19 protein-coding genes are annotated in these 24029 nt (G+C 72.2%); 5 read left to right on the top strand and 14 right to left on the bottom strand.

The features are described 5' to 3' along the window. Positions 1 to 146 precede the first annotated feature (146 nt). Together ACFYXC_RS17995 and ACFYXC_RS17990 are read right to left on the bottom strand one after the other, a co-directional pair. On the bottom strand, positions 147 to 959 hold the full coding sequence (locus tag ACFYXC_RS17995; protein WP_389552497.1) for a TIGR03943 family putative permease subunit: 813 nt from the start codon (positions 957 to 959) through the stop codon (positions 147 to 149). Continuing rightward, positions 956 to 2038, bottom strand: coding sequence for a permease (locus ACFYXC_RS17990; RefSeq protein WP_389552495.1), 1083 nt, complete (start codon positions 2036 to 2038; stop codon positions 956 to 958). The genes ACFYXC_RS17995 and ACFYXC_RS17990 overlap by 4 nt, the downstream gene beginning before the upstream one ends. Before the next feature lie 330 nt (positions 2039 to 2368). On the opposite strand from ACFYXC_RS17990, the gene ACFYXC_RS17985 reads away from it, so the two are divergent. From ACFYXC_RS17985 to ACFYXC_RS17975, 3 genes are all read left to right on the top strand, one after another. Continuing rightward, complete coding sequence (locus ACFYXC_RS17985; protein ID WP_389552492.1) at positions 2369 to 4408, top strand: NAD-binding protein; 2040 nt, start codon at positions 2369 to 2371, stop codon at positions 4406 to 4408. A gap of 227 nt (positions 4409 to 4635) precedes the next feature. After that, a complete protein-coding gene (locus tag ACFYXC_RS17980; RefSeq protein ID WP_389552489.1) occupies positions 4636 to 6510 on the top strand; it encodes a S9 family peptidase in 1875 nt (624 codons plus the stop codon). A gap of 71 nt (positions 6511 to 6581) precedes the next feature. Further along, on the top strand, positions 6582 to 7412 hold the full coding sequence (locus ACFYXC_RS17975) for an SURF1 family protein (RefSeq protein WP_388911963.1): 831 nt from the start codon (positions 6582 to 6584) through the stop codon (positions 7410 to 7412). An 87-nt stretch (positions 7413 to 7499) separates the two neighbouring features. Here the strand turns inward: ACFYXC_RS17975 and ACFYXC_RS17970 are convergent, their stop codons facing one another. The 7 genes from ACFYXC_RS17970 to ACFYXC_RS17940 all read right to left on the bottom strand — a co-directional run bounded on the left by ACFYXC_RS17970 (position 7500) and on the right by ACFYXC_RS17940 (position 14573). Further along, positions 7500 to 8804 carry a hypothetical protein gene (locus ACFYXC_RS17970; protein ID WP_389552486.1) on the bottom strand — a complete coding sequence of 435 codons (1305 nt, stop codon included), beginning with the start codon at positions 8802 to 8804 and terminating at the stop codon, positions 7500 to 7502. Positions 8805 to 8977: 173 nt separating this feature from the next. Next, complete coding sequence (locus ACFYXC_RS17965) at positions 8978 to 9646, bottom strand: SigE family RNA polymerase sigma factor (RefSeq protein ID WP_389552483.1); 669 nt, start codon at positions 9644 to 9646, stop codon at positions 8978 to 8980. Positions 9647 to 10060: 414 nt separating this feature from the next. After that, positions 10061 to 11110 (bottom strand): aspartate-semialdehyde dehydrogenase, encoded by a 1050-nt coding sequence (locus ACFYXC_RS17960; protein WP_388912199.1) that lies wholly within the window; start codon positions 11108 to 11110, stop codon positions 10061 to 10063. 34 nt (positions 11111 to 11144) lie between these two features. Next, on the bottom strand, positions 11145 to 12419 hold the full coding sequence (locus tag ACFYXC_RS17955; RefSeq protein ID WP_388911972.1) for an aspartate kinase: 1275 nt from the start codon (positions 12417 to 12419) through the stop codon (positions 11145 to 11147). 271 nt (positions 12420 to 12690) lie between these two features. After that, a complete protein-coding gene (locus tag ACFYXC_RS17950) occupies positions 12691 to 13350 on the bottom strand; it encodes a DUF5063 domain-containing protein (protein WP_388911975.1) in 660 nt (219 codons plus the stop codon). An 86-nt stretch (positions 13351 to 13436) separates the two neighbouring features. Next, on the bottom strand, positions 13437 to 14036 hold the full coding sequence (recR, locus tag ACFYXC_RS17945; RefSeq protein WP_388911978.1) for a recombination mediator RecR: 600 nt from the start codon (positions 14034 to 14036) through the stop codon (positions 13437 to 13439). 189 nt (positions 14037 to 14225) lie between these two features. After that, complete coding sequence (locus tag ACFYXC_RS17940; protein ID WP_388912202.1) at positions 14226 to 14573, bottom strand: YbaB/EbfC family nucleoid-associated protein; 348 nt, start codon at positions 14571 to 14573, stop codon at positions 14226 to 14228. 300 nt (positions 14574 to 14873) lie between these two features. Between ACFYXC_RS17940 and ACFYXC_RS17935 the strand changes: the two genes are divergently transcribed. Then, positions 14874 to 15674 (top strand): SLATT domain-containing protein, encoded by an 801-nt coding sequence (locus ACFYXC_RS17935; protein WP_389552479.1) that lies wholly within the window; start codon positions 14874 to 14876, stop codon positions 15672 to 15674. Between the two features lie 150 nt (positions 15675 to 15824). On the opposite strand, the gene ACFYXC_RS17930 is transcribed toward ACFYXC_RS17935, so the two are convergent. The 5 genes from ACFYXC_RS17930 to ACFYXC_RS17910 form a co-directional block, all read right to left on the bottom strand. Next, positions 15825 to 17282 carry a M20/M25/M40 family metallo-hydrolase gene (locus tag ACFYXC_RS17930; RefSeq protein WP_389552476.1) on the bottom strand — a complete coding sequence of 486 codons (1458 nt, stop codon included), beginning with the start codon at positions 17280 to 17282 and terminating at the stop codon, positions 15825 to 15827. 56 nt (positions 17283 to 17338) lie between these two features. Next, the gene (locus ACFYXC_RS17925; RefSeq protein ID WP_388911987.1) at positions 17339 to 18871 is read right to left on the bottom strand and encodes a substrate-binding domain-containing protein; all 1533 of its coding nucleotides are present in this window, start codon (positions 18869 to 18871) and stop codon (positions 17339 to 17341) included. 114 nt (positions 18872 to 18985) lie between these two features. Then, positions 18986 to 21139 carry a protein kinase gene (locus tag ACFYXC_RS17920; RefSeq protein ID WP_389552472.1) on the bottom strand — a complete coding sequence of 718 codons (2154 nt, stop codon included), beginning with the start codon at positions 21137 to 21139 and terminating at the stop codon, positions 18986 to 18988. Positions 21140 to 21217: 78 nt separating this feature from the next. Beyond that, positions 21218 to 21703: a MarR family winged helix-turn-helix transcriptional regulator gene (locus ACFYXC_RS17915; protein ID WP_388911993.1), complete on the bottom strand. Its 486-nt coding sequence runs from the start codon at positions 21701 to 21703 to the stop codon at positions 21218 to 21220. 11 nt (positions 21704 to 21714) lie between these two features. Continuing rightward, positions 21715 to 22332 (bottom strand): DJ-1/PfpI family protein, encoded by a 618-nt coding sequence (locus tag ACFYXC_RS17910; RefSeq protein ID WP_389552468.1) that lies wholly within the window; start codon positions 22330 to 22332, stop codon positions 21715 to 21717. A 270-nt stretch (positions 22333 to 22602) separates the two neighbouring features. Here ACFYXC_RS17910 and ACFYXC_RS17905 point away from each other — a divergent pair, with 270 nt between their 5' ends. Then, entirely contained in the window at positions 22603 to 23958 is a 1356-nt protein-coding gene (locus ACFYXC_RS17905) for an aspartate aminotransferase family protein (protein WP_388911999.1), read from the top strand. The last annotated feature ends 71 nt before the right edge of the window (positions 23959 to 24029 follow it).

Here is a 24029-nt window from a genome sequence, read left to right as displayed (position 1 = left end):
GACCTCCATACAGAAAGGATGGGGAGTGCGGGATGGATGGGGGCTGCGTCGCTCGTCCATCCTTGCTCAAGCACGGCGCGTCGCCCCCGCCCATGCCTCGTATCGACAGAGATTTGACAGCTTGCCCGGACCGGCGAGTGCCGGCCTCAGCCGTTCCAGCTCTCGTCGTACGGGTCCCGTGGCGCCGGTACCGGCCTCGCCTCCGTGATGTCGAGGAACGGGATGATCCCGTCGTTCACCGGGTCCCTGGTCTGCTCGGTGGTGTACGTGCCCGTGACCTCCAGCCACGTGTCCGGGCGCAGGACCGGAGGGGTGCGGCCGGTCAGGCCGATCTTCACCGGCTGGCCGTCCGCCGCACAGCAACTCAGCGCCATGCGGACCAGGTACGGCGTGCCGTCGCTGCCCACCGCCACGAAACCGGCCGTCTTGATGCGGCGGTTCTCCAGCGAGCGGCCGTGGTCGTAGGCCGCTCGGCCCGCGTAGTCGACCAGGCTCAGGCGGACGGTGTCCCCCGGGGGCAACTCCGCGAAGCCCCACGGCTGTTCCCGCAGGGCCGTGCCCGTGCGCATCGCGCTGTACGAGCCGAGGGCCGGCGGCGCGACCAGGATCAGGGCCAGGAGGGGGAGGACCAGGAGCCAGGCGACTCGGGGTTCCCGGTGCGTATGGGCGTGCGGGCGCCCGTCGTCGTCGGCCTGTTCGGGGTCCGCGGCCGGAGGGGCGAGGGACGGATGAGGGGGAGATGGCGGAGCTGGGGACGGCTGGGTGAGGGGGTCGGGGTGTGCGGCGCGGCGTTCGTACCAGATCGTCGCCACCGCTGTGGCGATCAGGACCACCCCCGCCGCCAGCAGCAACGGCCTCAGCCCCGCCTTCACGTACCGCAGGTAGAGGTCGGTGAGCCCCGCGTGCAGGATCGCCCCGCCGGTGAGGAAGAGCACGGCTGCCTGTGCCTGGCGGTTCACAGGAGCACCGCCCCGACCAGGGAGGACACCAGGACCGCCAGCGTGAAGGTGGCGGGTGCGAAGCGCAGGGCGAATCCTCGGCCGAACGTGGCCGTCTGCATCGCGAAGAGTTTCAGGTCGATCATCGGGCCGACGACCAGGAAGGTCAGGCGGGCCGTGAGCGAGAACTGGGTGAGGGACGCGGCCACGAAGGCGTCCGCCTCGGAGCAGATGGACAGGAGTACCGCCAGCACCGCCAGGGCGAGGACCGACACCACCGGGTTGCCGGCGGCGTAGCCGAGCCAGCCCGCCGGGACCACCGCCTTGAGCGTGGCCGCGGCCATCGCGCCGACCACCAGGAACCCGCCCGCGTGCATCACGTCGTGCCGGACCGATCCCCAGAACGCCGCGCCCTTCCCGAGCCCCTCCGAGGCGGGGCGGGCCGGCGGGCGCAACCAGTCGGTACGGCCCAGCCGTTGCCAGAGCCAGCCCATCGCACAGGCCACCAGCAGGCTCGCCACGAAACGGGCCAGGACCATCCGCGGCTCGCCCGGAAACGCCACGGCGGTCGCGGTCAGGACGATCGGGTTGATCGCCGGCGCCGACAGCAGGAACGCCAGCGCCGCCGCGGGTGTGACTCCCCGCCGCACCAACGCCCCGGCCACCGGCACGGACGCGCACTCGCACCCCGGCAGCACCGCTCCCGCCATACCGGCGACCGGCACCGCGAGGGCGGGTCGCTCCGGCAGTGCCCGGGCGAAGAACGACGGCGGGACGAACACCGCGATGACCGCCGACAGCAGTACGCCGAGCACCAGGAAGGGCAGCGCCTGCACGATCACCGCGACGAACACGGTCATCCAGCTCTGCATCACGGGCGCGGCCAACGCCCCCCGGACGGGGCCCTGGAGCACCACTCCGGCGAGCAGCAGCATGGTCAGGACGAGGGGCGAGTTGAACTGCCAGCCCTTCGGCTCGCCCCGATCGCCCCGATCGCCTTGATCGCCCCGATCACCCCGCTCGCCTTGATCGCCGTTCACGCTCGGCTCGGGCGGCTCATGGTCCGTAACCGTGGGCCGGGCCTGGTTGGTCGTGGTCACGGGAGAGGTACCTCCGGTAGGGAAGGGCCGCGTCGGTGGACCGCCCTCCACCTTCAGTACGCCCGTTCCGGCACAGCTTCTCATCCGGGTCGACGCATACGACGTTCCTGTCCCGGCTCGGGACCGGCATGCTCGGCTCCGGACCGGTCTCGTCGGCTCCGGACCGGCACCCTCGCCTCCGAACCCGAACCCGCACCCGCACCCGCACCCGCACCCGCAGTCAACTCCCGTACGGCAGGCCCCTGTGCAACCACCCGTACGGGTCAGGCACTCTGTGCTGTTGTGGGGAGCCTTCCGAGTCACAGCGGACCAGACGATCGCGGCGCGCACATGGTGGTGTGCGGGGACGACGCCCTCGCGCACCGGCTGGCGGCCGAGTTGCGTGGCGTCTACGGGGAGCGGGTGACGCTGGTCGTGCCGTCCGCCGAACGGACCGCGCGGCCACCGGTCGTCGGGCGGGCGCGCGCCTCGACACTGCTCGACCGCGTGTCGGCCGCCATGACCCGGGCCACGGGCAACGGCACCCCACCCGTGCCACCGCTCCCCGGCGACGGTGCGTCCGGTCGTGCCGCCGGTTCCGCCCGTACCGCCGGCTCCTCCGGCCCTTCGGGCTCCACGGGCTCCTCCGGCTCCGCCGGCTCCTCCGAAGAGCCGCGACCGGCACGGGTGATGGAGGCCGCCGTACTCACCGAGGCCGTTCTCGCCGAAGCCGGGGTCGAGCGCGCCGCCGCGCTGGCCCTCGTCCATGACGACGACGAGACCAACATCCGCGCGGCCCTGATGGCACGCCGGCTCAACCCGCGCCTGCGGCTGGTCATACGGCTCTACAACCGTCGGCTCGGCCAGCACATCGAGGCCCTCCTCGACCAGGCGTCCGCCCTCGCCATGGCCGGGTCCGGGGACTCGGCAGACGCCCTCGCGTCCGGTCTCCTCGACGCCTCCACGACCGTACTCTCCGACGCGGACACCGCCGCGCCCGCGCTGGCGGCCACCGCCGTGGCCGGGACCAGCAAGGTCGTGCAGACCGACGGGCTGATGCTGCGGGCCGTGGAACGGCAGCCGCCGGGACCCGGCCAGGTCGCCGACCCGGGGCTGTGCACGCTCGCCCTGCTCTCGGCCACGACCAACGACCCCGCCGGAGCGGACGGTTCGGAGAGCAGCGGCGAGCAGGGGCCGCGACTGCTGCCCGACGAGGCGTCCGTGGCCGCCGCGACCGGCCGCGGCACCGTCGTCCTGGAGACCGTGTCGTACTCCGGTCCCCCGCAGCCCGCCGGACGCGGTGTCCTGCGGGGTGGACTGCCCATCGGGCTGCCCCTCGGCAGACTGTTCTCCCGGCGGCTGCGCTGGTCCTTCGCCGGTCTTGTGGCCTGCGTGGTCGCGCTCGCGGTCACGTCCATGCTGATCACGGGCGCCCACCCGCTGCACGCCACCTACCTGACGCTCCTCGACCTCTTCGCGATCAACGAACCCGCACTCGACGACCCCCTCGGCCGCCAGATCCTCCAACTCCTGTCCGGTCTCGTCGGGTTGCTGCTGCTTCCCGTTCTCCTCGCCGCCGTCCTGGAGGGCCTCGGTACGTTCCGCAGCGGGTCGGCGCTGCGGAAGCCGCCCCGAGGGCTCTCCGGTCACGTCGTCCTGCTCGGAGTCGGCAAGATCGGCACACGGGTCCTCGCGCGCCTGCGCGAACTCCACATCCCCGTGGTGTGCGTCGAGGCCGACCCGGAGGCACGCGGACTCGCACTGGCGCGGCGGCTGCGCGTGCCCGTCGTCCTCGGCGACGTCACGCAGGAAGGCGTCCTGGAGGCCGCCAAGATCCACCGGGCGCACGCCCTGCTCGCCCTGACCAGCGCCGACACCACCAACCTGGAAGCCGCGCTGTACGCCAGGTCGGTGCGCCCCGACCTGCGCGTCGTCCTGCGCCTGTACGACGACGACTTCGCGACCGCCGTCTACCGCACCCTGCGCGCGACCTATCCGCACGCGCTCACCCGCAGCCGCAGCGTCTCCCATCTGGCCGCGCCCGCCTTCGCCGGAGCGATGATGGGCCGCCAGATCCTGGGGGCGATCCCCGTGGAACGCCGGGTGCTGCTCTTCGCGGCCCTGGATGTCGCGGGGCATCCGCAACTGGAGGGCCGCACCGTCGCCGAGGCGTTCCGTGCGGGGGCTTGGCGGGTCCTGGCCCTGGACACCGCGGCCGCCTCGGCCACCCCGGCCCCGGGCCGTCCGTCGGGGCTGGTGTGGGACCTGCCGTCCACCTATGTGCTCGGATCCGCGGACCGTGTCGTCCTCGCCGCCACCCGACGAGGTCTCGCCGAACTGCTGGGCCGGCGCCCGCTCGGACCGGATCGGAACGCCGCACCCGACCGCTGACCCTCACCGCGACCGCTGACCCTCACCGCGACCACCCGTCCTCACCGCGACCACCGATCCTCGCCGTGACCGCTGCCTGTCACCGTGACCGACCACAGCCGCCGAGAAAGGTCCTGAACTGCGGTGATTCGCCCTCGTTCCCGCCGTGTCCGGCTTCGCCGGGAGAGTTTTCCACAGGCTGAGGGGCCCGTCAGCGCGATGTCCTCCGGTGCGTGCAGTATGGGGCCATGACTGAGAGCCACGAGGCCGTCCCGCACGAGGGGACCATGCCCGACTGGGAGAAGCGCTTCCGCGCGCCGCGGGTGTCCTTGCCCGACTGGGCGGAGGACGCCCCGCACCGTTCCTTGTTCGTGTCGAACGCGACAGGGACGTACGAGTTGTACGCGTGGGACCGGGAGACTGGCGCCCAGCGCCAGGTCACCGACCGGCCCAACGGAACGACGGACGGCGTGCTGTCGCCCGACGGCGAGTGGATCTGGTGGTTCGACGACAAGGACGGCGACGAGTTCGGGATCTGGAGACGACAGCCGTTCGCCGGGTCCGGCGCCGACGGCAGCGACGGCAGTCACGGCAGCGACCGGGACGGCGGCGCGGCCGTCGCGGACCAGCCCGCGGCCCCCGGGCTCGACCCCTCCTACCCTGCTGGGCTCGCGCTCGGCAGGGACGGACGGACCGCCGTCGTCGGCCGCTCCACCGACGAGGACGGCTCGACGATCCACGTCAGCAGGACCGGTGAGGAGCCCGTCGAGGTCTACCGGCACCGGGAGTCGGCCGGCGTGGGCGACCTCTCGCACGACGGTTCGCTGATCGCGATCGAGCACACCGAGCACGGCGACGCGATGCACTCCGCGCTGCGGGTGCTGCGGATGGACGGTTCGGCGGTGGCCGAGCTGGACGACACCAAGGGCGGCACGGCCGAGCTCGGCCTCGAGGTGCTGGGCTTCGCCCCGGTCGACGGGGACACCCGGCTGCTCGTCGGACACCAGCGGCGCGGGCGCTGGGAGCCGATGGTGTGGGACGTGGCGTCCGGCGAGGAGACGGACCTGGCGCTGGCCTCGCAGTTGGACGGCGACCTGAGCGCCGAGTGGTATCCGGACGGTTCCGCCCTGCTCGTCGTCAACAGCTTCGAGGCGCGCAGCGAGCTGTGGCGGTTCGACCTGGCCACCCGTGCGCTCGAACGGGTGGCGACGCCGCGGGGCACGGTGTCGGGAGCGACGGCCCGCCCGGACGGCAGCGTGGAGTACCTGTGGTCGTCGTCCGCCGAGGCGCCGGTGGTCCGCTCGACGTCCGGCGAGGTCGTCCTCGATCCGCCCGGTATGAAGGCGCCGAAGTCGGTGCCGGTCGAGGACGTGTGGGTGACGGGCCCCGGCGGCCGTATCCACGCGCTCGTGCAGCGGCCGGCCGGGGCGACGGGTCCTCTTCCGACCGTCTTCGACATCCACGGCGGCCCGACCTGGCACGACAGCGACTCGTTCGCGGCGGGCCCGGCGACCTGGGTGGACCACGGGTACATGGTGGTCCGGGTCAACTACCGGGGATCCACGGGATACGGGCGGGAGTGGACGGACGCCCTCAAGCACCGCGTCGGCCTGATCGAGCTGGAGGACATCGAGGCCGTACGGGAGTGGGCGGTCTCGTCCGGGTACGCCGACCCGGACCGGCTGATCCTCACCGGCGGCTCCTGGGGCGGCTACCTCACCCTTCTCGGTCTGGGTACGCAGCCCGAGGCGTGGGCGCTCGGTATCGCCGCGGTACCGGTCGCGGACTACGTGACGGCCTACCACGACGAGATGGAGGCCCTGAAGGCGATGGACCGCACGCTGCTCGGCGGCACCCCGGAGGAGGTTCCGGAGCGTTTCGAGGCGTCGTCCCCGCTGACGTACGTCGACGCGGTGAAGGCACCGGTCTACATCTCCGCCGGGGTCAACGATCCGCGCTGCCCGATCCGCCAGGTCGAGAACTACGTGGCCCGGCTCGCCGCGCGGGAGGCGGACCACGAGGTGTACCGCTATGACGCGGGGCACGGATCGCTGGTCGTGGACGAGCGGATCAAGCAGGTCCGGCTGGAACTGGACTTCGCGGAGCGACACCTGGGCAGCTGACCGAGGGGGACGCGGCCGGCCGAGGCACCCCTCGGCCGTGCTTCCCGGGAGGGCCCCGTACCTTTGAGGTCGTGTACCGGTTCCTGCTGACGCCCCGCTGGTGGGGGATCAACGTCTTCGTGCTGTTGGCCATCCCCTTCTGTGTGTTCATGGGGTCATGGCAGTTGGGGCGGTTCGAGGACCGGGTCCAGGACCATCGCGACGCCGACGCGCAGGCCACGGCGGCCAGGACCCAGGCGGCCCGGCCGCTCGCGGAGCTGCTGCCGGTGGACAAGGAGACATCGGGCAAGCAGGCCACGGCGACGGGCCGGTACGGGAAGCAGTTGCTCGTGCCGGACCGGGAGCTGGACGACAGGCGCGGCTTCTACGTGCTGACGATGCTGCGCACCGACGACGCCAGGGCGCTGCCCGTGGTCCGGGGCTGGCTCCCCGGTGACGCCGGTACCGCGAAGGTACCGGCGGCTCCGGCCGGCGAGGTCACCGTGACCGGCGCGCTCCAGGCGTCGGAGACGCCCGGGTCGAACGGGGTGCCCGCGGCCGGGGGACTGCCCGCCGGACAGACCGGTGCGATCAGCTCGGCGTCACTGGTGAACCTCGTGCCGTACGAGATGTACGACGCGTGGATCACGCTCGCCGAGGCCGACGCCGGGATGAAGGCCGTGCCCGCCGCGGCTCCTTCGGACACGGGCCTGGACCTGAAGGCGTTCCAGAACCTCGGTTACACCGGTGAGTGGTTCGTCTTCGCGGGCTTCGTGGTCTTCATGTGGTTCCGGCTGCTGCGGCGTGAGGTGGAGTTCGCGCAGGACGCGGAGCTGGGTCTCACGCAGGAGACCTCCGCGGAGGGCGGGGCCGCCCAGGACGACTCCGGCACCGCGAAGGTGTCGTCCACTCCCACGGCCTGACGGCCCCGTCGGCCCCTGCGACCCCGGCGGCTTGCTGCAGACAGGCAGCCGGGTCCGGGTGCGGGCCCCCGCCCGCGTTCGCCGCGGTCAGAGACCGGCCAGTACTCCGGTCCGGTAGACCGTTCCTGCGCACGCGTTGGGCACGACGGCCGAGATCGACGGTGCGCCGCCCTCGGCGACGTAGGCCACGCTGACGCTTCCCTCTACGGCCCCGTCGGACTTCATGAGCTGTGCGTCCACGCCGCCGGTGCCCTCCGAGACCGTACCGCCGGTGCCCCCGCTGGGGTTTTCCGAGGGGGTCGGGTCGGGCGAGGGTTCCCCGCCTCCGCCGGTGCCGCCGCTGGTCGGGCAGGTCTCCGACGGCACCCAGGCGAACTGCACGTTGTACGCCCCGCCCGGCTGCAGGACCGCCGAGGAGAGGTAGGTGGACGGGTCCGGCAGCGCGGAAGCCGCGTCGCCCGCCCCGTGCAGGGCCGTGTTGATCTTTGACTGGTCCGCGGCGCCCAGCGCGGTCGGCGAGACGGAACCGCCGCCGACGACCGTGCAGCTGGCGGCCGAGACGTTGGTGATCGTGAAGGTGCCGTAGACCGCGCCGATGGCGTCGGGTGCGCTGACGCCTCCACCGCCCGCGGTGAGCTGGGTCGGCGCACAGGGGGGAGCGCCCGCGGAGGACACCGTCGGCGCCGCGCCGGCGGTGCTGCCCTCGCTCCCCTTGCCCTTGTCGGTCTTGTCCTTCTTGTCGCCCTTGTCGGACTCCTTGGACGAGTCCTTGGCCTTGCCGGAACCGCTGCCCGCGGAGGCTTCCTTGCCCTCGTTCGCGCCGCCGTGCGTCGCCGAGGCGTTGCCCGTCAGGGACGGGTCGGCGTCGGAGCCCGTGGAGTTCGAGACGTGTACGAGGGCGGGGACGGCCGTGCCGATGAAGAGCGCGGCGGCGGCCATGCCGACGACGGCCTGACGCTTGCGGGCCCGCCTGGCCGGTACCGCGCGGCGCAGGTGGTCCAGCGCGCCGTCGGCCGGCTCGATCTCGACCACGGCCTGCTGCAGCAGCCGCCGCAGGGCCAGCTCGTCGGAGCCGAACAGATCCGGCCCGCCCTCGCCGCCCGCACCGTGCTCGCCGCCGGGGGCGGACGCAACAGGAGTGACAGACCTGTCGCCGGACGTCGTGTCGCCGGACGTGTCGCCGGAGACAACGGCGTCCGCATCCGCATCCGATTCCGTTTCCGCATCCGCGTCCGATTCCGCAACCGCGACCGCGTCCGACTCCTCCTCACGGAGGGCCGTGGGCTCCGCCGGGGCGCCGTCACCCGGCGAAGGGTCCGCCGAGTCGGCCGCAGGCTCGTCCGGCGCGGCATCCGACGGATCGTCGTGGCGGCCTCCCGCATCCGCGTGCACATCCGCTCGCGTGTCCGCGTGCGCATCCGCCTGCGTGTCCGCGTGGCCCGACTCTTCCGGGCCCGGGTTCTCCGATGGGCCGTGATTCACAGTTCCGTTCCCAGCGTGCTGCTCATGCTCGTCGTCGCGTTGGCGACCGTGCTCGTCGTGGCGTGCTCGCTCGTCGTACCCACTCATGCCGGCGCCTCCATGGCGACCCGCAGCGCCGCTATGCCGCGCGAGCCGTACGCCTTGACCGAGCCCAGCGAGACGCCGAGGGTCTCGGCGACCTGCGCCTCGGTCATGTCCGCGAAGTACCGAAGGACCAGGACTTCGCGCTGGCGTCTCTGGAGCCCCTTCATCGCCTTGATCAGGGCGTCGCGCTCCAGCTGGTCGTACGCGCCCTCCTCCGCGCTCGCCATGTCGGGCATCGGCTTGGAGAGGAGCTTCAGACCGAGGATGCGCCGACGCAGCGCGGAGCGCGAGAGGTTGACGACGGTCTGGCGCAGGTAGGCGAGCGTCTTCTCCGGGTCTCGTACCCGCTTGCGCGCGGAGTGCACCCGGATGAACGCCTCCTGGACGACGTCCTCGCAGGACGCGGTGTCGTCGAGGAGGAGCGCCGCGAGGCCGAGGAGCGACCTGTAGTGGGCGCGGTAGGTCTCGGTGAGATGGTCGACGGTGGTGCCGGCCGCCAGAGCCTCGTCAGTGCCCTCGCGCTGGTTCGGGATGCGGGTCGGCCGCGCTGCGGGCATGGGGGCGATCACCGGCATGCCGCCGCCGGACGCGCCGGACGTGCGGGGTCGGCGGGGCGGACGCAAGGTCGTGCCGCGCGCCGCAACAGTGAATTCGAGTACCTCAGCCACGCCAGTTGGACACGCGTCCCCCCTTCGGGGTTGTACGCGACAGGCATCACTTTTACGTCGGACTGCATGCCAGACAGTGCGCTAAGTGCCCTCATACGTAAAAGCTCATCCCCTATGCCCCATATGAACGTGGCGTCCGGTCGCCCCTGAAGGGCGACCGCAAAGACGCTCCCCGCCCTCCGCGCGGTTGCGGAGAACGGGGAGGAAAATCTTCGAACGCCAGAGGCTTCGCTTCGAGTGGTCCGGACCACAGCTTCGAACGTGATCGAACCACAGAAATCACACAGATCCTACAAACGTTTCAGCCCATGACCACAGATTTTCCTGCCCGAACCTGCCGAAGCACGCAGACAGGCCGCGAATCGCTCACCGACCGACGGCTCCGGTGCGCCTCGCGCGTGGCTTCCGCGCAGGTCACAGCTCCGCCGCCACCAGCTCCGCGATCTGTGCCGTGTTGAGGGCGGCGCCCTTGCGCAGGTTGTCGCCGCACACGAAGAGCTCCAGTGCCGTGGGGTCGTCGAGGGCCCGCCGCACCCGGCCCACCCAGGTGGGGTCCGTACCGACCACGTCGGCCGGCGTCGGGAACTCCCCCGCCGCCGGGTTGTCGAAGAGCACGACCCCGGGCGCCGTGGCGATGATCTCCCGCGCCCTGTCCACCGTCACCTCGCCCTGGAAACGGGCGTGGACGGTCAGCGAGTGCGTGGTGACGACCGGAACCCGTACGCAGGTGACGGCGACGGGCAGGTTCGGCAGGCCCAGGATCTTGCGGGACTCGTCCCGCACCTTCATCTCCTCCGAGGACCAGCCGTCCTCGCGCACGGTCCCGGCCCACGGCACCACGTTGAGCGCCACCGGCTCCGGGAACGGCCCGGTGTTGTCCCCCACGGCCCGCCGTACGTCACCGGGGGCCGTCCCCAGCTCCGTACCCGCGACGAGTTTCAGCTGCTGCCGCAGGGTGTCGACGCCGCGCTGTCCCGCCCCGCTCACCGCCTGGTACGAGGACACCACCAGCTCGCGCAGGCCGAACTCCGCGTGCAGCGCGCCCAGGGCCACGATCATGGACAGGGTCGTGCAGTTGGGGTTGGCGATGATGCCCCGCGGCCGGACGCGCGCGGCATGCGGATTGACCTCGGGCACCACGAGGGGCACCTCGGGGTCCATCCGGAACGCGCCGGAGTTGTCGACCACGACGGCGCCCTTGGCGGCGGCCACCGGCGCCCAGCGCGCGGCCACCTCGTCGGGTACGTCGAACATGGCGACGTCGATCCCGTCGAAGACCTCCTCCGACAGGGCCACCACCTCGACCTGTTCGCCGCGTACGGCCAGCTTGCGGCCGGCCGAGCGCGGTGAGGCGATGAGGCGGATCTCGCCCCAGATGTCCGCGTGCTGGGACAGGATCTGGAGCATGACCGTGCCGACGGCTCCGGTCGCGCCCACGACCGCGAGCGCCGGCCGCCCGGGCACCGTCACCGTCACACGCCTCCGTACGAGGGAACGGTCATCGTCCGGTGCCTCCGTAGACGACGGCCTCGTCGCTGTCGGAGTCCAGTCCGAAGGCGGTGTGCACGGCGCGCACGGCCTCGTTGACGTCGTCCTGGCGGGTCACGACCGAGATGCGGATCTCGGAGGTCGAGATCAGCTCGATGTTGACGCCCGCGTCGGACAGCGCCTGGAAGAACGAGGCGGTGACGCCCGGGTTGGTCTTCATGCCCGCGCCGACCAGGGAGATCTTGCCGATCTGGTCGTCGTAGCGCAGCGAGTCGAAGCCGATCGCGGTCTTCGACCGCTCCAGGGCCTCGATGGCCTTGTGGCCCTCGGCCTTGGGGAGCGTGAAGGAGATGTCCGTGAGGCCGGTGGCGGCCGCGGAGACGTTCTGCACGATCATGTCGATGTTGATCTCGGCGTCCGCGATGGCGCGGAAGATGACCGCGGCCTCACCCGGCTTGTCCGGGACGCCGACGACCGTGATCTTGGCTTCGGAGACGTCGTGCGCGACTCCGGAGATGATGGCGTGCTCCACCTTCGCGTCCCCTTGCGGATTCTCGTTGCTGACCCAGGTGCCCGGCAGTCCCGAGAAGGACGAGCGGACGTGGATCGGGATGTCGTAACGGCGTGCGTACTCGACGCAGCGGTGCAGCAGCACCTTGGAGCCCGAGGCGGCGAGCTCCAGCATGTCCTCGGAGGAGATCCAGTCGATCTTCCGGGCCTTCTTCACCACCCGCGGGTCGGCGGTGAACACACCGTCGACGTCCGTGTAGATCTCGCAGACCTCGGCGTCGAGGGCGGCGGCGAGGGCGACGGCCGTGGTGTCGGAACCGCCGCGGCCCAGCGTGGTGATGTCCTTCTTGTCCTGGCTGACGCCCTGGAACCCGGCGACGATCGCGATGTTGCCCTCGTCGAGCGCCGTCCTGATGCGGCCCGGCGTGACATCGATGATGCGCGCTTTGTTGTGGACGGAGTCGGTGATCACGCCTGCCTGGCTGCCGGTGAAGCTCTGGGCCTCGTGGCCCAGGTTCTTGATCGCCATCGCCAGCAGGGCCATGGAGATCCGCTCTCCCGCGGTCAGCAGCATGTCGAACTCACGCCCGGCAGGGATCGGGGATACCTGCTCGGCGAGATCGATCAGCTCGTCCGTCGTGTCACCCATCGCCGACACCACGACCACGACCTGGTGGCCGTTCTTCTTGGCGTCGACGATCCGCTTGGCGACACGCTTGATGCCCTCGGCATCGGCTACGGAGGAACCTCCGTACTTCTGCACGACAAGGCCCACGTGCGCTCCTCGCTCAGTCCGTCTCGTACCGCACGACTGCGGTCGGCTCAGTCTAACGAGCAGCCGAATCCCACCCGGGTGATATCGCATCGTGAGACGTCCCGCTCACGTGCTGATCACCGGGGTCCGGCGGACTCCGGTCGTCCGATCGGTCGGCGCCCGGGGTCCGGCCCTCCGGCCGCTCCCGGACGGCACCTGCCCTTCCCGGACTCACCTCACGCGCAAAGTGCGCCTAGTCACACCGGGCGGCGACCGGAACCCCGGCCGCCCGCTACTTGACCTGGCGCAGACCCAGCGGACCCGCGATCTCCTCCACCATGACGCGGCCCGCGGCCTCCGCGAGAGCTTCCTCGCTGAGGTCCTGGTCGGTGTCGAGGCCGTCCAGCTCCTCCAGGGGCTGGTTCAGACGGACGTGCGCCACCAGGGACTGGAGGGCGCGCAGGGTCGCCGAGGCCGTGGAGCCCCAGTTCGAGAAGTACGAGAACTGCCACCACCACATGGCCTCCGTGGTGCGGCCGGCCCGGTAGTGGGCCATGCCGTGGCGCAGGTCCGCCATGACATCGGCCAGGTCGTCCGAGATCCGGGCCGGGACCGGGGGCTTGCGGGGCTCGTACGGGTCGAAGACCTCGGAGTAGACGTCGACCGGGTCGAGCATCTCGGCGAGGCGCTCGCGCAGCTCGTCGACGTCCGGCTCGGGGCCCAGGTCCGGCTCGTAGCGCTCGTCCGGGAGGATGTCCTCGTGCGCGCCGAGGCGCCCGCCGGCCAGCAGGAGCTGGGAGACCTCCAGGAGCAGGAAGGGGACGGCCGAGTCGGGCTCGTCGCCTCTCGCGACCTCGGTCACGGCGACGAGGAAGCTCTCGATCTGATCCGCGATCTGGACCGCGAAGTCGTCGGGGTCCGGAGCGGTCGCGTGCAACGTGGCGTCAGACATCTAGAAGCCGGCCTTCCTCAAGAACTCCGTCGGATTGGTTCCTCGAGAAGTTCGTCAAGAACTTCGTTCCGTATTCAACCAGTCGCTCAGACATCCAGCAGCCGCCTTCCCTCGAAGGCGCGCCCGAGAGTGACCTCGTCGGCGTACTCCAGGTCGCCGCCCACCGGGAGCCCGCTGGCCAGGCGGGTGACCCGCAGGCCCATGGGCTTGATCATGCGGGCGAGATAGGTGGCCGTGGCCTCGCCCTCGAGGTTCGGGTCCGTGGCCAGGATCAGCTCGGTGACCGCTCCGTCGGCGAGCCGCGCCAGCAGCTCCCTGATGCGCAGGTCGTCCGGGCCCACGCCCTCGATGGGGCTGATCGCGCCGCCGAGCACGTGGTACCTGCCCCGGAACTCACGCGTCCGTTCGATCGCGACCACGTCCTTCGGCTCCTCGACCACACAGATGACCGAGAGGTCGCGGCGCGGGTCGCGGCAGATGCCGCAGAGCTCCTCCTGCGCCACGTTGCCGCAGGTGGCGCAGAAACGGACCTTCGCCTTGACCTCCATGAGGCACTGCGCGAGACGGCGTACGTCCGTCGGCTCCGCCTGCAGGATGTGGAAGGCGATCCGCTGCGCGCTCTTGGGACCGACGCCGGGCAGCCGCCCCAGCTCGTCGATGAGGTCCTGGACCACGCCTTCGTACACGGATTGCCTTCCTGTTCCTGCTCGTTCGTTCTGTTCGTTCTGTCGTTCTGCTCGCCGCGTTCGCTCCACGGCCCGCTCGACCGCTCGGGCGTTCGACCGCCCGTCCGGTACGTACCGTAGTCGCGCCTGCTCTCTTCGTACGTACGGTAGTTGGCGGTCGGGCTTCTTAGAAGGGACCGCCGGGTTGACTTAGAACGGCAGGCCGGGGATGCCGCTGCCGCCACCGCCCAGCCCCTGGGCCAGCGGGCCGAGCTTCTGCTGCTGGAGCGCCTGGGCGTTCTCGTTGGCCGCCTGGACCGCGGCGACGATCAGGTCGGCGAGGGTCTCGGTGTCCTCCGGGTCGACGGCCTTCGGGTCGATGACCAGGCCGCGCAGTTCGCCGGAGCCCGTCACGGTCGCCTTCACCAGGCCACCGCCCGCCTGACCGTCGACCTCCGTACGCGCCAGTTCCTCCTGGGCGTTCGCGAGGTCCTGCTGCATCTTCTGGGCCTGCTGGAGCAGCTGCTGCATGTTGGGCTGGCCACCACCGGGAATCACGATCAGCTCCTGGTTCCGTACGTCTGCGAGGACTGCCGTGCGGTTGTGCGCGGGCACGGCCGTGCACGGCTTTCCGACGGGTTTTCCGCCTTGGCACGAGCCTACGTGGTCTACCGGGCCGTCGCTTCAGCACTCTTTCGAGTGAGAGGACGGGTCGGCCTCCGCCTCATCGAGACCCACGTCCGGGCGGAAGTGCCCGGAAAGCAGGGCCGTCACCACCCGTGGGCGGGTAGTAAGGGTGCGGCGTCATGCACCGTGCGCCACGTTACCGTCACGCAACGTCATGATTGGGGAGTGTCGGTGAGCCAGCCGGACATGCAGCCCGAGGGGCCGGCCCAGGACGGTCGGGGCGACAACTCGGGCCCCGGCGGGCGGGAGCCCGGACGAGGTCCGGGCGGCCCCGGGTCCGCGGGCCTCGCGCCCCGGGGGCCGGGGCCGGCGGACCTGACGGGGCGGGCCTTTCCGCTCGGCGACTGGGGCGAACCGGCCGAGCGGCTCCACGAGCTGTACCGGTGGGTGGAGGCGGGGGCGCTGACCACGGCGTCCTGGTATCTCGCCGACCGGGCGTGGAAGCGGCGGGCCGCGCGGGCGCTGCGGGCGGGGGCCGCCGTGGGGGCCCTCGCCGGGGCCGCGCTGCCGCTGCTGGATGTCGCCGGGGCGCTGGACGGGGGCGCCGCCTGCGGGTATCTCGGGCTGCTGGTGGCGGTCGCGTGTGTGGCGGCGGACCGGTTCTTCGGGATGACGTCCGGGTGGATACGGGATGTGGCCACGGCTCAGGCCGTGCAGCGGCGGTTGCAGGTGCTCCAGTTCGACTGGGCGTCGGAGTGTGTGCGCGAGGTTCTCGGGCCCACCGAGGGGACGGCCGGGGAGGCCGCCGAGCGGTGTCTCGGTGTGCTGCGGCGGTTCTCCGAGGACGTGGCGGAGCTGGTGCGGGTGGAGACCACGGACTGGATGGTGGAGTTCCGGGCGGGGGTGCCGCCGTTCGCCGTGCTGGCGGGGGCGGGCGGGGGTGGGCGCGGCGACGGGGTGCCGCCTCGGCCGCCGCTTCCGCCCGGGGCGCGGCCGAACATGCCGCGGCAGCGGCCGCCCGAGCCCCGGTAGGGCGTTTGCGCCCCCGCCGCCCTCTACCCGTCCCCTTCCTGAGGGCTGCGCCCCCGGGCCCCCTGTCGCGCTGCGTGCTCGTCCTCACCCGCCGAACGGGCTCAAGCACGGGGTATCGACGGATAGGAAAGGGGCGGCGGAGGCGGTCGTTCAGGTCTGTGGGGACGGGAACGACACCGGGCTGCGCAGGCCCGTCCGGCCGACCGCCCGGATGCCGAAGAAGACGTTGTCCTTGGACAGATCCACCTCGTGGGACGTCACGTCTCCGACCGGGACGACGTGGGTCCACTCGGGAGCCGTCGTCTCGCGCCAGACCACCTCGTAACCGGCGAGCTCCGGTTCGGAGCCCCGCGTCCACACCAGCTGCGTGGCGTTCGTGAGGGCCGCGGTGAGGATCTTCGCGTCCCGGGGAGCGGCCGGCGCCTGGGCGAGGGTCCAGAGCGCGGCCGCGTTGACCCGGGCGACCCGGGCCGTGAAGGGGAAGTCGCAGAACTCCGGCAGGTCCCCGTACTGCTTGCCGTCCTCGACCCGTACGTCCTGGTGCTGATGGGCGAAGTCCTCGGCGGGTTCGGTGAAACGGGCCGCCGCGTACCCCTGTTCGAGGAAGGGGATGTGGTCGCCGCCCCGGCGGTAACGGTCCCGGCGGTAGACGACCCGTACCCGCATACCGGTCGCCGTATTGTCCGCCGTGTCCCGTACGAAGCGGGCCAGCTGGCGTGACGGGGAGTCGTTCTCGCCGCCCACCGAGCGGCGCGTCGCCGCCTGTTCGGGGGTCTCCGACGTCGGCACGCCCTCCGCGAAGAGCCGGATCGTGTACGGGTCCCTGGTTCCGTCGTCCGCCCGTGAGGCGCCCACGATGTCGTTGGTGAACATGCCCTGCACGTCCGTACCGGCGGCCTTGAAGCGCGCCGCCATGTGCGCGGCCCCGTACAGGCCCTGCTCCTCCCCCGCCACCGCCGCGAAGACGATCGTCGAGGCCGGGCGCCGGGTCGCCATGACCCGGGCCAGTTCCATCGCCACGGCCACGCCCGACGCGTCGTCGTCCGCGCCCGGCGAGTCGGAGGTGGCGTCCATGACGTCGGTGACGCGGGAGTCGTAGTGCCCGGAGACGACGTACACCCGTTCCGGGGTGACCGAGCCGCGCAGGGTCGCCACCACGTTCGTGATGCGGGTGGCGGTGGGGATGCGGGGCGCGGGTTCCTGGACGTACGACTGGAGTTCGGCCGTCATCCGGCCGCCGGACGCGGCGGCGTACGAGCGCATCTCGGCGAGGATCCAGTCGCGGGCCGCGCCGATGCCGCGTTCGGGGTCGTCCTGCGTGGAGAGGGTGTGCCGGGTCCCGAAGGAGACGAGCTTGCGGACGGTCGCCTCGATGCGGCCCGCGTCGATCTCCCGCAGGAGGGCGCGGAGTTCGCGGGACGGGGGCTGGGCGGTGGCCGGCGGGCGGGTGCCCGGTCCGGCCGCCTCGGCGGCGGTCGCGGTGGCGGCCGTACCCACCGAGGCGGCTCCGGCGGCCGCCGTCACGGCCAGCACGGTTCTTCTGCTGGGGCTCTCGGACCGGACCTGTCGTTCGGGTCGTTCGACTCGTGCGGGTCGTATGGGTCGCATGGATTGATGGTTGTGTACGCGTCAAGGTTGGGCAAGGGAGCGCGCACGGGGCGGCGTCAGCCCTCACCGCAGATACGCTGCCCCACCGGTGTCGCGCACGGCAGGTGGCCGTGGGTGCGGATCACGTCCTGGCCGCTGCCCCGGCTGATGTACGTGAGGAAGCTGGAGACCAGCGAGTCCGCCGGCGGCGAGCCGTACGTGTACGCGTACTCGATCTCCCGGTACGGGTAGGCGCTGTCGCCGTGCTCGATCTCCTCCACCGAGGGATCGTGGCCGTCGAGGGTGACGCGGTGCACGCCCTCGTAGCCGGTGGCGAGGTTGAGTTCGCTGTAACCGATGGCGCCGGGTACGCGCGCCACCGTGCTCAGGACCTGGTCGGTGGAGAAGAGTTCGCAGCGGATGACCGGGGCGGCGGCATAGTCCTTGTTCTCGCAGTCCGAGGAGTAGTTGGCGCCCTCGTTGCGGCCCAGGACATGACGCTGGAAGACCTTGCGCGTACCGGAGTTGGCGTCGCGGCTGACCAGGTGCACGGCCAGGTCGGGGCCGCCGAGCTGCCGCCAGTTGCTGATCCTGTCGCTGTAGAGGCGCCGTACGTCCTCGGTCGAGAGGTTCTTCACCGGCAGGCCCTCGTGGGCGACGAGCACGAAGACCGAGACGGCGACCCGGGTCTCGCGCAGATCCGGCAGGCCGCTCGGCTTGGGGCCGTCGGAGAGGGCGATCACCGGCGGCGAGCCGTTCTCCGACCTGCCGCCCAGCGCGGCCAGTTCCTGGACTCCGGCGGTCGAGCCGTGCGGGTCCACGTCGATCGACGCGCCCTCGCAGTCGTCCTCGTACTTGGCGGCCAGTTCCCGCATCACCGGGCCGAACGCCGTCGAACCGGTCACGGTCAGCTCGCCCCGCTCGCAGCCGATCGGCGGCGGTGTGTCGTCGCGGGTCACCACGATGCCGGCGAGCGCGAGGACGCACAGTGTGAGCAGCCCGGTGATCAGTCGCGAGGCCCGGCTGAACAGCGCCGGCTTCGCGTCCACCGGCACGGCGCGGTTGGGGTGCACCTCGCCGTCGCGGATGCCGCCGACCAGCCGTATCCCGCTGCCCACGTCACCGCCGGACAGCAGCACGAGCAGCTTGAAGTGCTCGCCGCGGTTCAGCGGGACGCGCGGGATGCGCAGGGTGTTCCGTTCGTAGCCGAGCCCGTTCGACGGGGTGAAGTGGTCCATGAGGTGGTCGGTCTCGGGCGGCTGGGTGACCGACACCCCGCGGATCGTGCGGTCCGTGAACACCGCGGTGAGGCCGTGCGGTTCACGGCCCGTGTAGTCCATGTCGGCGATGCTCTGCGAACCGTCGTTCTCGATCCGCAGGAGGACGAGCGTCGCGTCGGCCATACCGGGCGCCTCGTCGAAGAGCCCCAGCCGGACGCTGGCCCTGCCGAGCCGGACGTCGTCGCCTATCGGGTTGTCCATCTGTACGCGGTAGCCGATCCGCTTCCTCCGCGGGACCCGGCGCTCGTACCAGACCATGATCCCGGAGGCCACGATGCCGACGGCCGCCGTGCCCACGGCCACCACGTTCTCTGCGCTGAGCCACTCCACTGGGTGCCCCCACCACTCCCGGAGTTCGACGGTGCGGTCACTGTACGAGCGGGGCGGAGGGGATCGCGGTGCCGACGGCTGAAGTTCAGCAGTTGTTCAGGGGCGGTCGTGCTCCTACTGCTTCGTGTACGTCAGCTCGTCGCCGCTGCTCGTGTTCACGCGGCGCAGCCGGCCGTCCGGCAGGACGGTCAGCTCCGTCGCCTCACCCGGCGAGCAGGACGTGGCCGGTTCGCCGACGGTGACCTCCGAGGGGCCGATCCGGAGGGGACCGCCGTCGCCCGGAGCCTCGGCGAGGGCCGCCCGGAACACGCAGTGGTACGTGCCGCCGCCCGCGGGGCCGTCCGCCGTGAGCGACAGCACCGTGTCCCCCACCTCGCCCTGCTGGATGGTGAGTCGACGGGTGTTGCGGCCCGTGTCGTTGTCGATGGACGCGGTCCAGGTGCCGAGGTACTCGGTGGGGACCGCGCCGTCCGCCGGCGTCTCCCGCGCGGTGGTGGGCGGTTGCGTCGAGGGCGGCCGGGTGGACTCGCCCGGGGTGGTGGGCGCGCCCGTCGTCGGGTTCTTCGTCGGGTCGCCGCCGGCCCGGGCGTCCCCGTCGCCGTTCATGAGCGCGTACACGGACGCGCCCGCGCCGAGTGCGACGACCAGCGCCACGACGATCAGCACGGCGGTGGAACGGCCGCCCCCGCGCGGCGGCTCCGGCTGCGGCGGGAGTCCCGGCCCGTACGGGGATCCGTACGGAGGGGTCGGGCCGTACGGAGGGGTCGTGGCCGCGGAGGGCGGGTAGCCGGCCGGGCCCGCCGACCAGGCACCGGGCTGCTGTTGGGGCGGGTAGCCGTAGCCGTCGGGCTGGGGGTGCTGCTGGGGGTAGCCGTAGGCGGGGTGGGCGGGGGCCGGGGCGGGGGTGTGCGCGGGGGGCGGGGGTGTCGGCGGGAGTGTCCCCGGCCCGCTCGTGGTCACCGTGGGGAGGTGGTCGAAGGGCGCGGCTCCCGGAGGGCCCGGCGGGGGTGGGGCGGAGCCGTCGGGAGTGGGGGCGTGCTCGGGGGGCGCCTCGGGGGCGGGGGTGGGCGCCGGCGGGTGTTCGGGCGCGCGAGGGGGTGCGGCGGGGGCGGGTGTCGGGACGGGCGAGGGGGTGGAGGTCGGGGCCGCTGCGGCTGGTGCGGCTGAGGGGAGCGGCGGAACCGGTGTGGGGGCGGCGGCCGGGGCGGGCGGGGGTGCGGCCGTCGAGGGGGCCGGCGGCTCCTCGCCCGCGCCGTCCGCGCCCTTCCCGACCGCGGGGGCGGCGGATCCCCCCTCTCCCCGCGCGGCCTCCCCCTCCGCTGCCGGACCGGCCGGCAGACCCCGCTCCTCCGGGTCCTCCGTGTCCAGCAACCGCACGGCGTGGCGGCCCAGTTGGGCGACCAGCATGCCGGGCAGCCAGGGGTCGCGGCTGCGGCCGTCCGCGACCGTGTCCTCCGCTCCCGTGCGCTCCAGGATGTCGCCGAGCGTGGGGCGCGAGGCGGGGTCCTTGCGCAGGCACTGCCGGACGAGGTCGGCGATGCCCTCCGGGACCCCTTCCAGGTCCGGCTCCTCCTGGGCGATGCGGAACATCAGGGCGTGCACCCCGCTGTTGGCCGAGCCGAACGGCAGGGCTCCGGTGGCGGCGTAGGACAGGACCGAGCCCAGGCAGAAGACGTCGCACGCGGGCGTGATGCGGTCGCCGCGGACCTGCTCGGGTGCCATGAAGCCGGGGGAGCCGACGAGCGCGCCGGTGCGGGTGAGGCCGCCGTCGGTGACCGTCTCCAGGGCGCGGGCGATACCGAAGTCGATGACCCGCGGGCCGTCGATCGTGACGAGGACGTTCGACGGTTTGAGGTCGCGGTGGATCAGTCCCGCCGCGTGGATGTCCCGCAGCGCGTGCGCGAGGCCGGCCGCGAGGATCCGTACGGAACGCTCCGGGAGCGCGCCGTGGTCGTGGCCGACGACCTCCTCCAGCGAGGGTCCCGCGACATACCCCGTGGCCACCCACGGGATGGCCGCCTCCGTGTCCGCGTCGAGCACCGGCGCCGTCCAGTACCCGCCCACCCGCCGGGCCGCCAGCACCTCCCGGCGGAAGCGGGCGCGGAACTCCTCCTGCTCGGCGAGTTCCCGGCGGACGAGTTTGACCGCGACCGTCCGCCCGCGGTCGGACCGCGCCAGGTACACCTGCCCCATGCCGCCCGCGCCCAGCCTCGCCAGCAGCCGGTACGCGCCGATCCGGTGCGGATCCCCAGGTCCGAGTTTCTCCATCGAAACGCCGCCCTCCCCCGTACATGTGCGACAGCCCGAGGATAGTGCGGCGGAACGGGGAGGTGGCGGGAGCGGTGTCTACGGTTCCGTAACGGCCGGTACCGGTTCCGTCACCGTATCCATCGCTCTGATCAGGCGCTCCAGCACCCGTACGGTCTCGGACAGGCCCTCTTCGCCGAGCGTCTGTGCGAGACGCTCGGCGAGGACCGCGTGGCCGGGGTCGATCTCCCGGACGGCGTCGAGGCCCTGCCCGGTCGGCCGGAGCAGTTTCGCGCGGCGGTGGGCGGGGTTGGGTACGTACTCGGCGAGCCCCCGCTCGACCAGCAGGTCGGCGATGCGCTGCACGCTCTGCCGGGTGATGCCCATGACGCGGGCGATCCCGGAGACGGGCAGGGGTTCCCGCAGGACGGCACCGAGCACCTGCCACCGTGCGGCGGTGAGCCCGGCGGGTCCCGCCAACTCCTCCGCCACGCCCAGGAACTGGCCGTTCAGCCGGAACACCGCGAGCGCGCTCCGGCTGAACAGGTCCTGGCGTTCCCCGCGCGCCCCGTCCGTACCGCTCACCGGCCCGCCGCTCACTTCCCCGCCGCCTCAAGGACCTCGTACGCCCCCGGGTCCGAGTCGTGGAACAACCGGTACCAGGCGTCGAGCACCTCCCCCTCGTACACCCCGAGCAGCCCGAGCACCTCCCGCGCGAACGCGACGGGTTCGGTGGGCCCGGCGGTGACGAGATCCCCGTCCGTCACGGCGTCGGTGTCGACGTACCGGTCGCCGCCCGCGTAGCCGGTGGCCGCAAGGTAGAAGGAGACGGCGCTGGTGTGGGCCCGGTCGTCGAGCAGGCCCTCGCGGGCGAGCCCCGCGGTGGCGCCGCAGATCGCCGCCACGGGCACGCCGGCCGCCAGGAACTCCCGCGCCGTGCGGGCGAAGGGGGCCAGTTCGTCGCCGGTGTCCCACAGGTCGGCTCCCGGCAGGATCAGCAGCGCGGCGTCCTCGGGGCGTACGTCGTCGAGTGTCAGGTCGGGCTGGATCCGCAGCCCGCCGATGGTCCTGACGGGGTCGCCGGACGCGCCGACGGTACGGATCCCGTGCCCGGCGCGGGCGAGATACGCGGTCGTGTGCCCGGTCTCCCAGTCGGCGAGCGTGTCGTAGACGGCCAGGTACACGGGCTTTGGGTCCACGGGCTTGCGGGTCATGACTCTGCCTCCACTGGTCGGTGGCGCTCGGCCCGGGCACGCGGCGCACCCAGTCACCTTATGTGAGCATGCTGTCATCTCGACAGCATGCTGTCAATGCGAATAGGGGTCGCCAGGGGATCCGGGGCCCGCATGGGTCCCGTACGTGGGGAGAGCTCCGGATTTCCGGACCGGTGCCCCCTACACACGACAACCTGTCGCGTTCCCGGCCGTACCGCAGACAGGACGCCGCTGTCCCATCCGCTCACCGGGCACCTACGCTCTGGGCGCATGACCTCTCAGCCCAATCCCCAGGCCGGCGCCGCCGTCAAGGCCGCGGACCGCGCGCACGTGTTCCACTCCTGGTCAGCGCAGGAACTCATCGACCCGCTCGCCGTCGCGGGCGCGGAGGGGTCCTACTTCTGGGACTACGAAGGCAAGCGGTATCTGGACTTCACCAGCGGGCTCGTCTTCACGAACATCGGCTACCAGCACCCGAAGGTCGTCGCCGCGATCCAGGAGCAGGCCGGCAAGCTGACCACCTTCGCGCCGGCGTTCGCCATCGAGGCACGGTCGGAGGCGGCGCGGCTGATCGCCCAGCGGACACCGGGCGACCTGGACAAGATCTTCTTCACCAACGGCGGGGCCGAGGCCGTCGAGAACGCCACCCGGATGGCCAAGCTGCACACCGGCCGCCCGAAGGTGCTGAGCGCCTACCGCTCGTACCACGGGGCCACCGCGGCCGCGATCAACCTCACCGGTGAACCGCGCCGCTGGGCGAGCGACACCGGGACCGCCGGGGTCGTGCGCTTCTGGGCGCCCTTCCTCTACCGCTCCCCCTTCCACGCCGAGACCGAGCAGCAGGAGTGCGAGCGCGCGCTCCAGCACCTGGCCGACACCATCGCGTTCGAGGGTCCGGCCACCATCGCCGCGATCATCCTGGAGACCATCCCCGGCACCGCGGGCATCATGATCCCGCCGCCGGGTTACCTGGAGGGCGTGCGCGCGCTCTGCGACCAGTACGGCATCGTCTTCGTCCTCGACGAGGTCATGGCCGGTTTCGGGCGGACCGGCAAGTGGTTCGCCGCCGACCACTCCGGTGTCGTGCCGGACCTGCTGACCTTCGCGAAGGGCGTCAACTCGGGGTACGTGCCGCTCGGCGGCGTCGCCATCTCCGGGGCGATCGCGGACACCTTCGCCCGGCGCCCCTACCCCGGCGGCCTCACCTACTCCGGGCACCCGCTCGCCTGCGCCGCCGCCGTCGCGACCCTGAACGTGATGGAGGAGGAGGGCGTCGTCGAGCAGGCCGCCCGGATCGGCGAGGACGTCCTCGGCCCCGGGCTGCGCGAACTCGCGGAGCGCCACCCGAGCATCGGCGAGGTGCGGGGCACCGGTGTCTTCTGGGCCCTGGAGCTCGTACGGGACCGGGAGACCCGCGAGCCCCTCGTCCCCTACAACCCGGTGGGCGAGGCGAACGCCCCCATGGCGGCCTTCGGCGCCGCGGCCAAGGCGCACGGCCTGTGGCCCTTCATCAACATGAACCGCACCCACGTCGTACCGCCGTGCACCATCACGGAGGCGGAGGCCAAGGAGGGCCTGGCCGCCCTCGACGAAGCCCTCTCCGTGGCCGACGAGCACACGTCGTAGCGGGGGCGTCACACAAACCGGTCGGCCCGGGATCGAACGCGTAAGGTGACTGGCTCGTAGACATGAGCGAG

Origin of the sequence: Streptomyces sp. NPDC002701, from assembly GCF_042889045.1 — a bacterium.
Classification (GTDB): domain Bacteria; phylum Actinomycetota; class Actinomycetes; order Streptomycetales; family Streptomycetaceae; genus Streptomyces.
The sequence above is the reverse complement of the archived record's forward strand: the minus strand, read 5'-3'. Positions and strand labels throughout refer to the sequence as shown.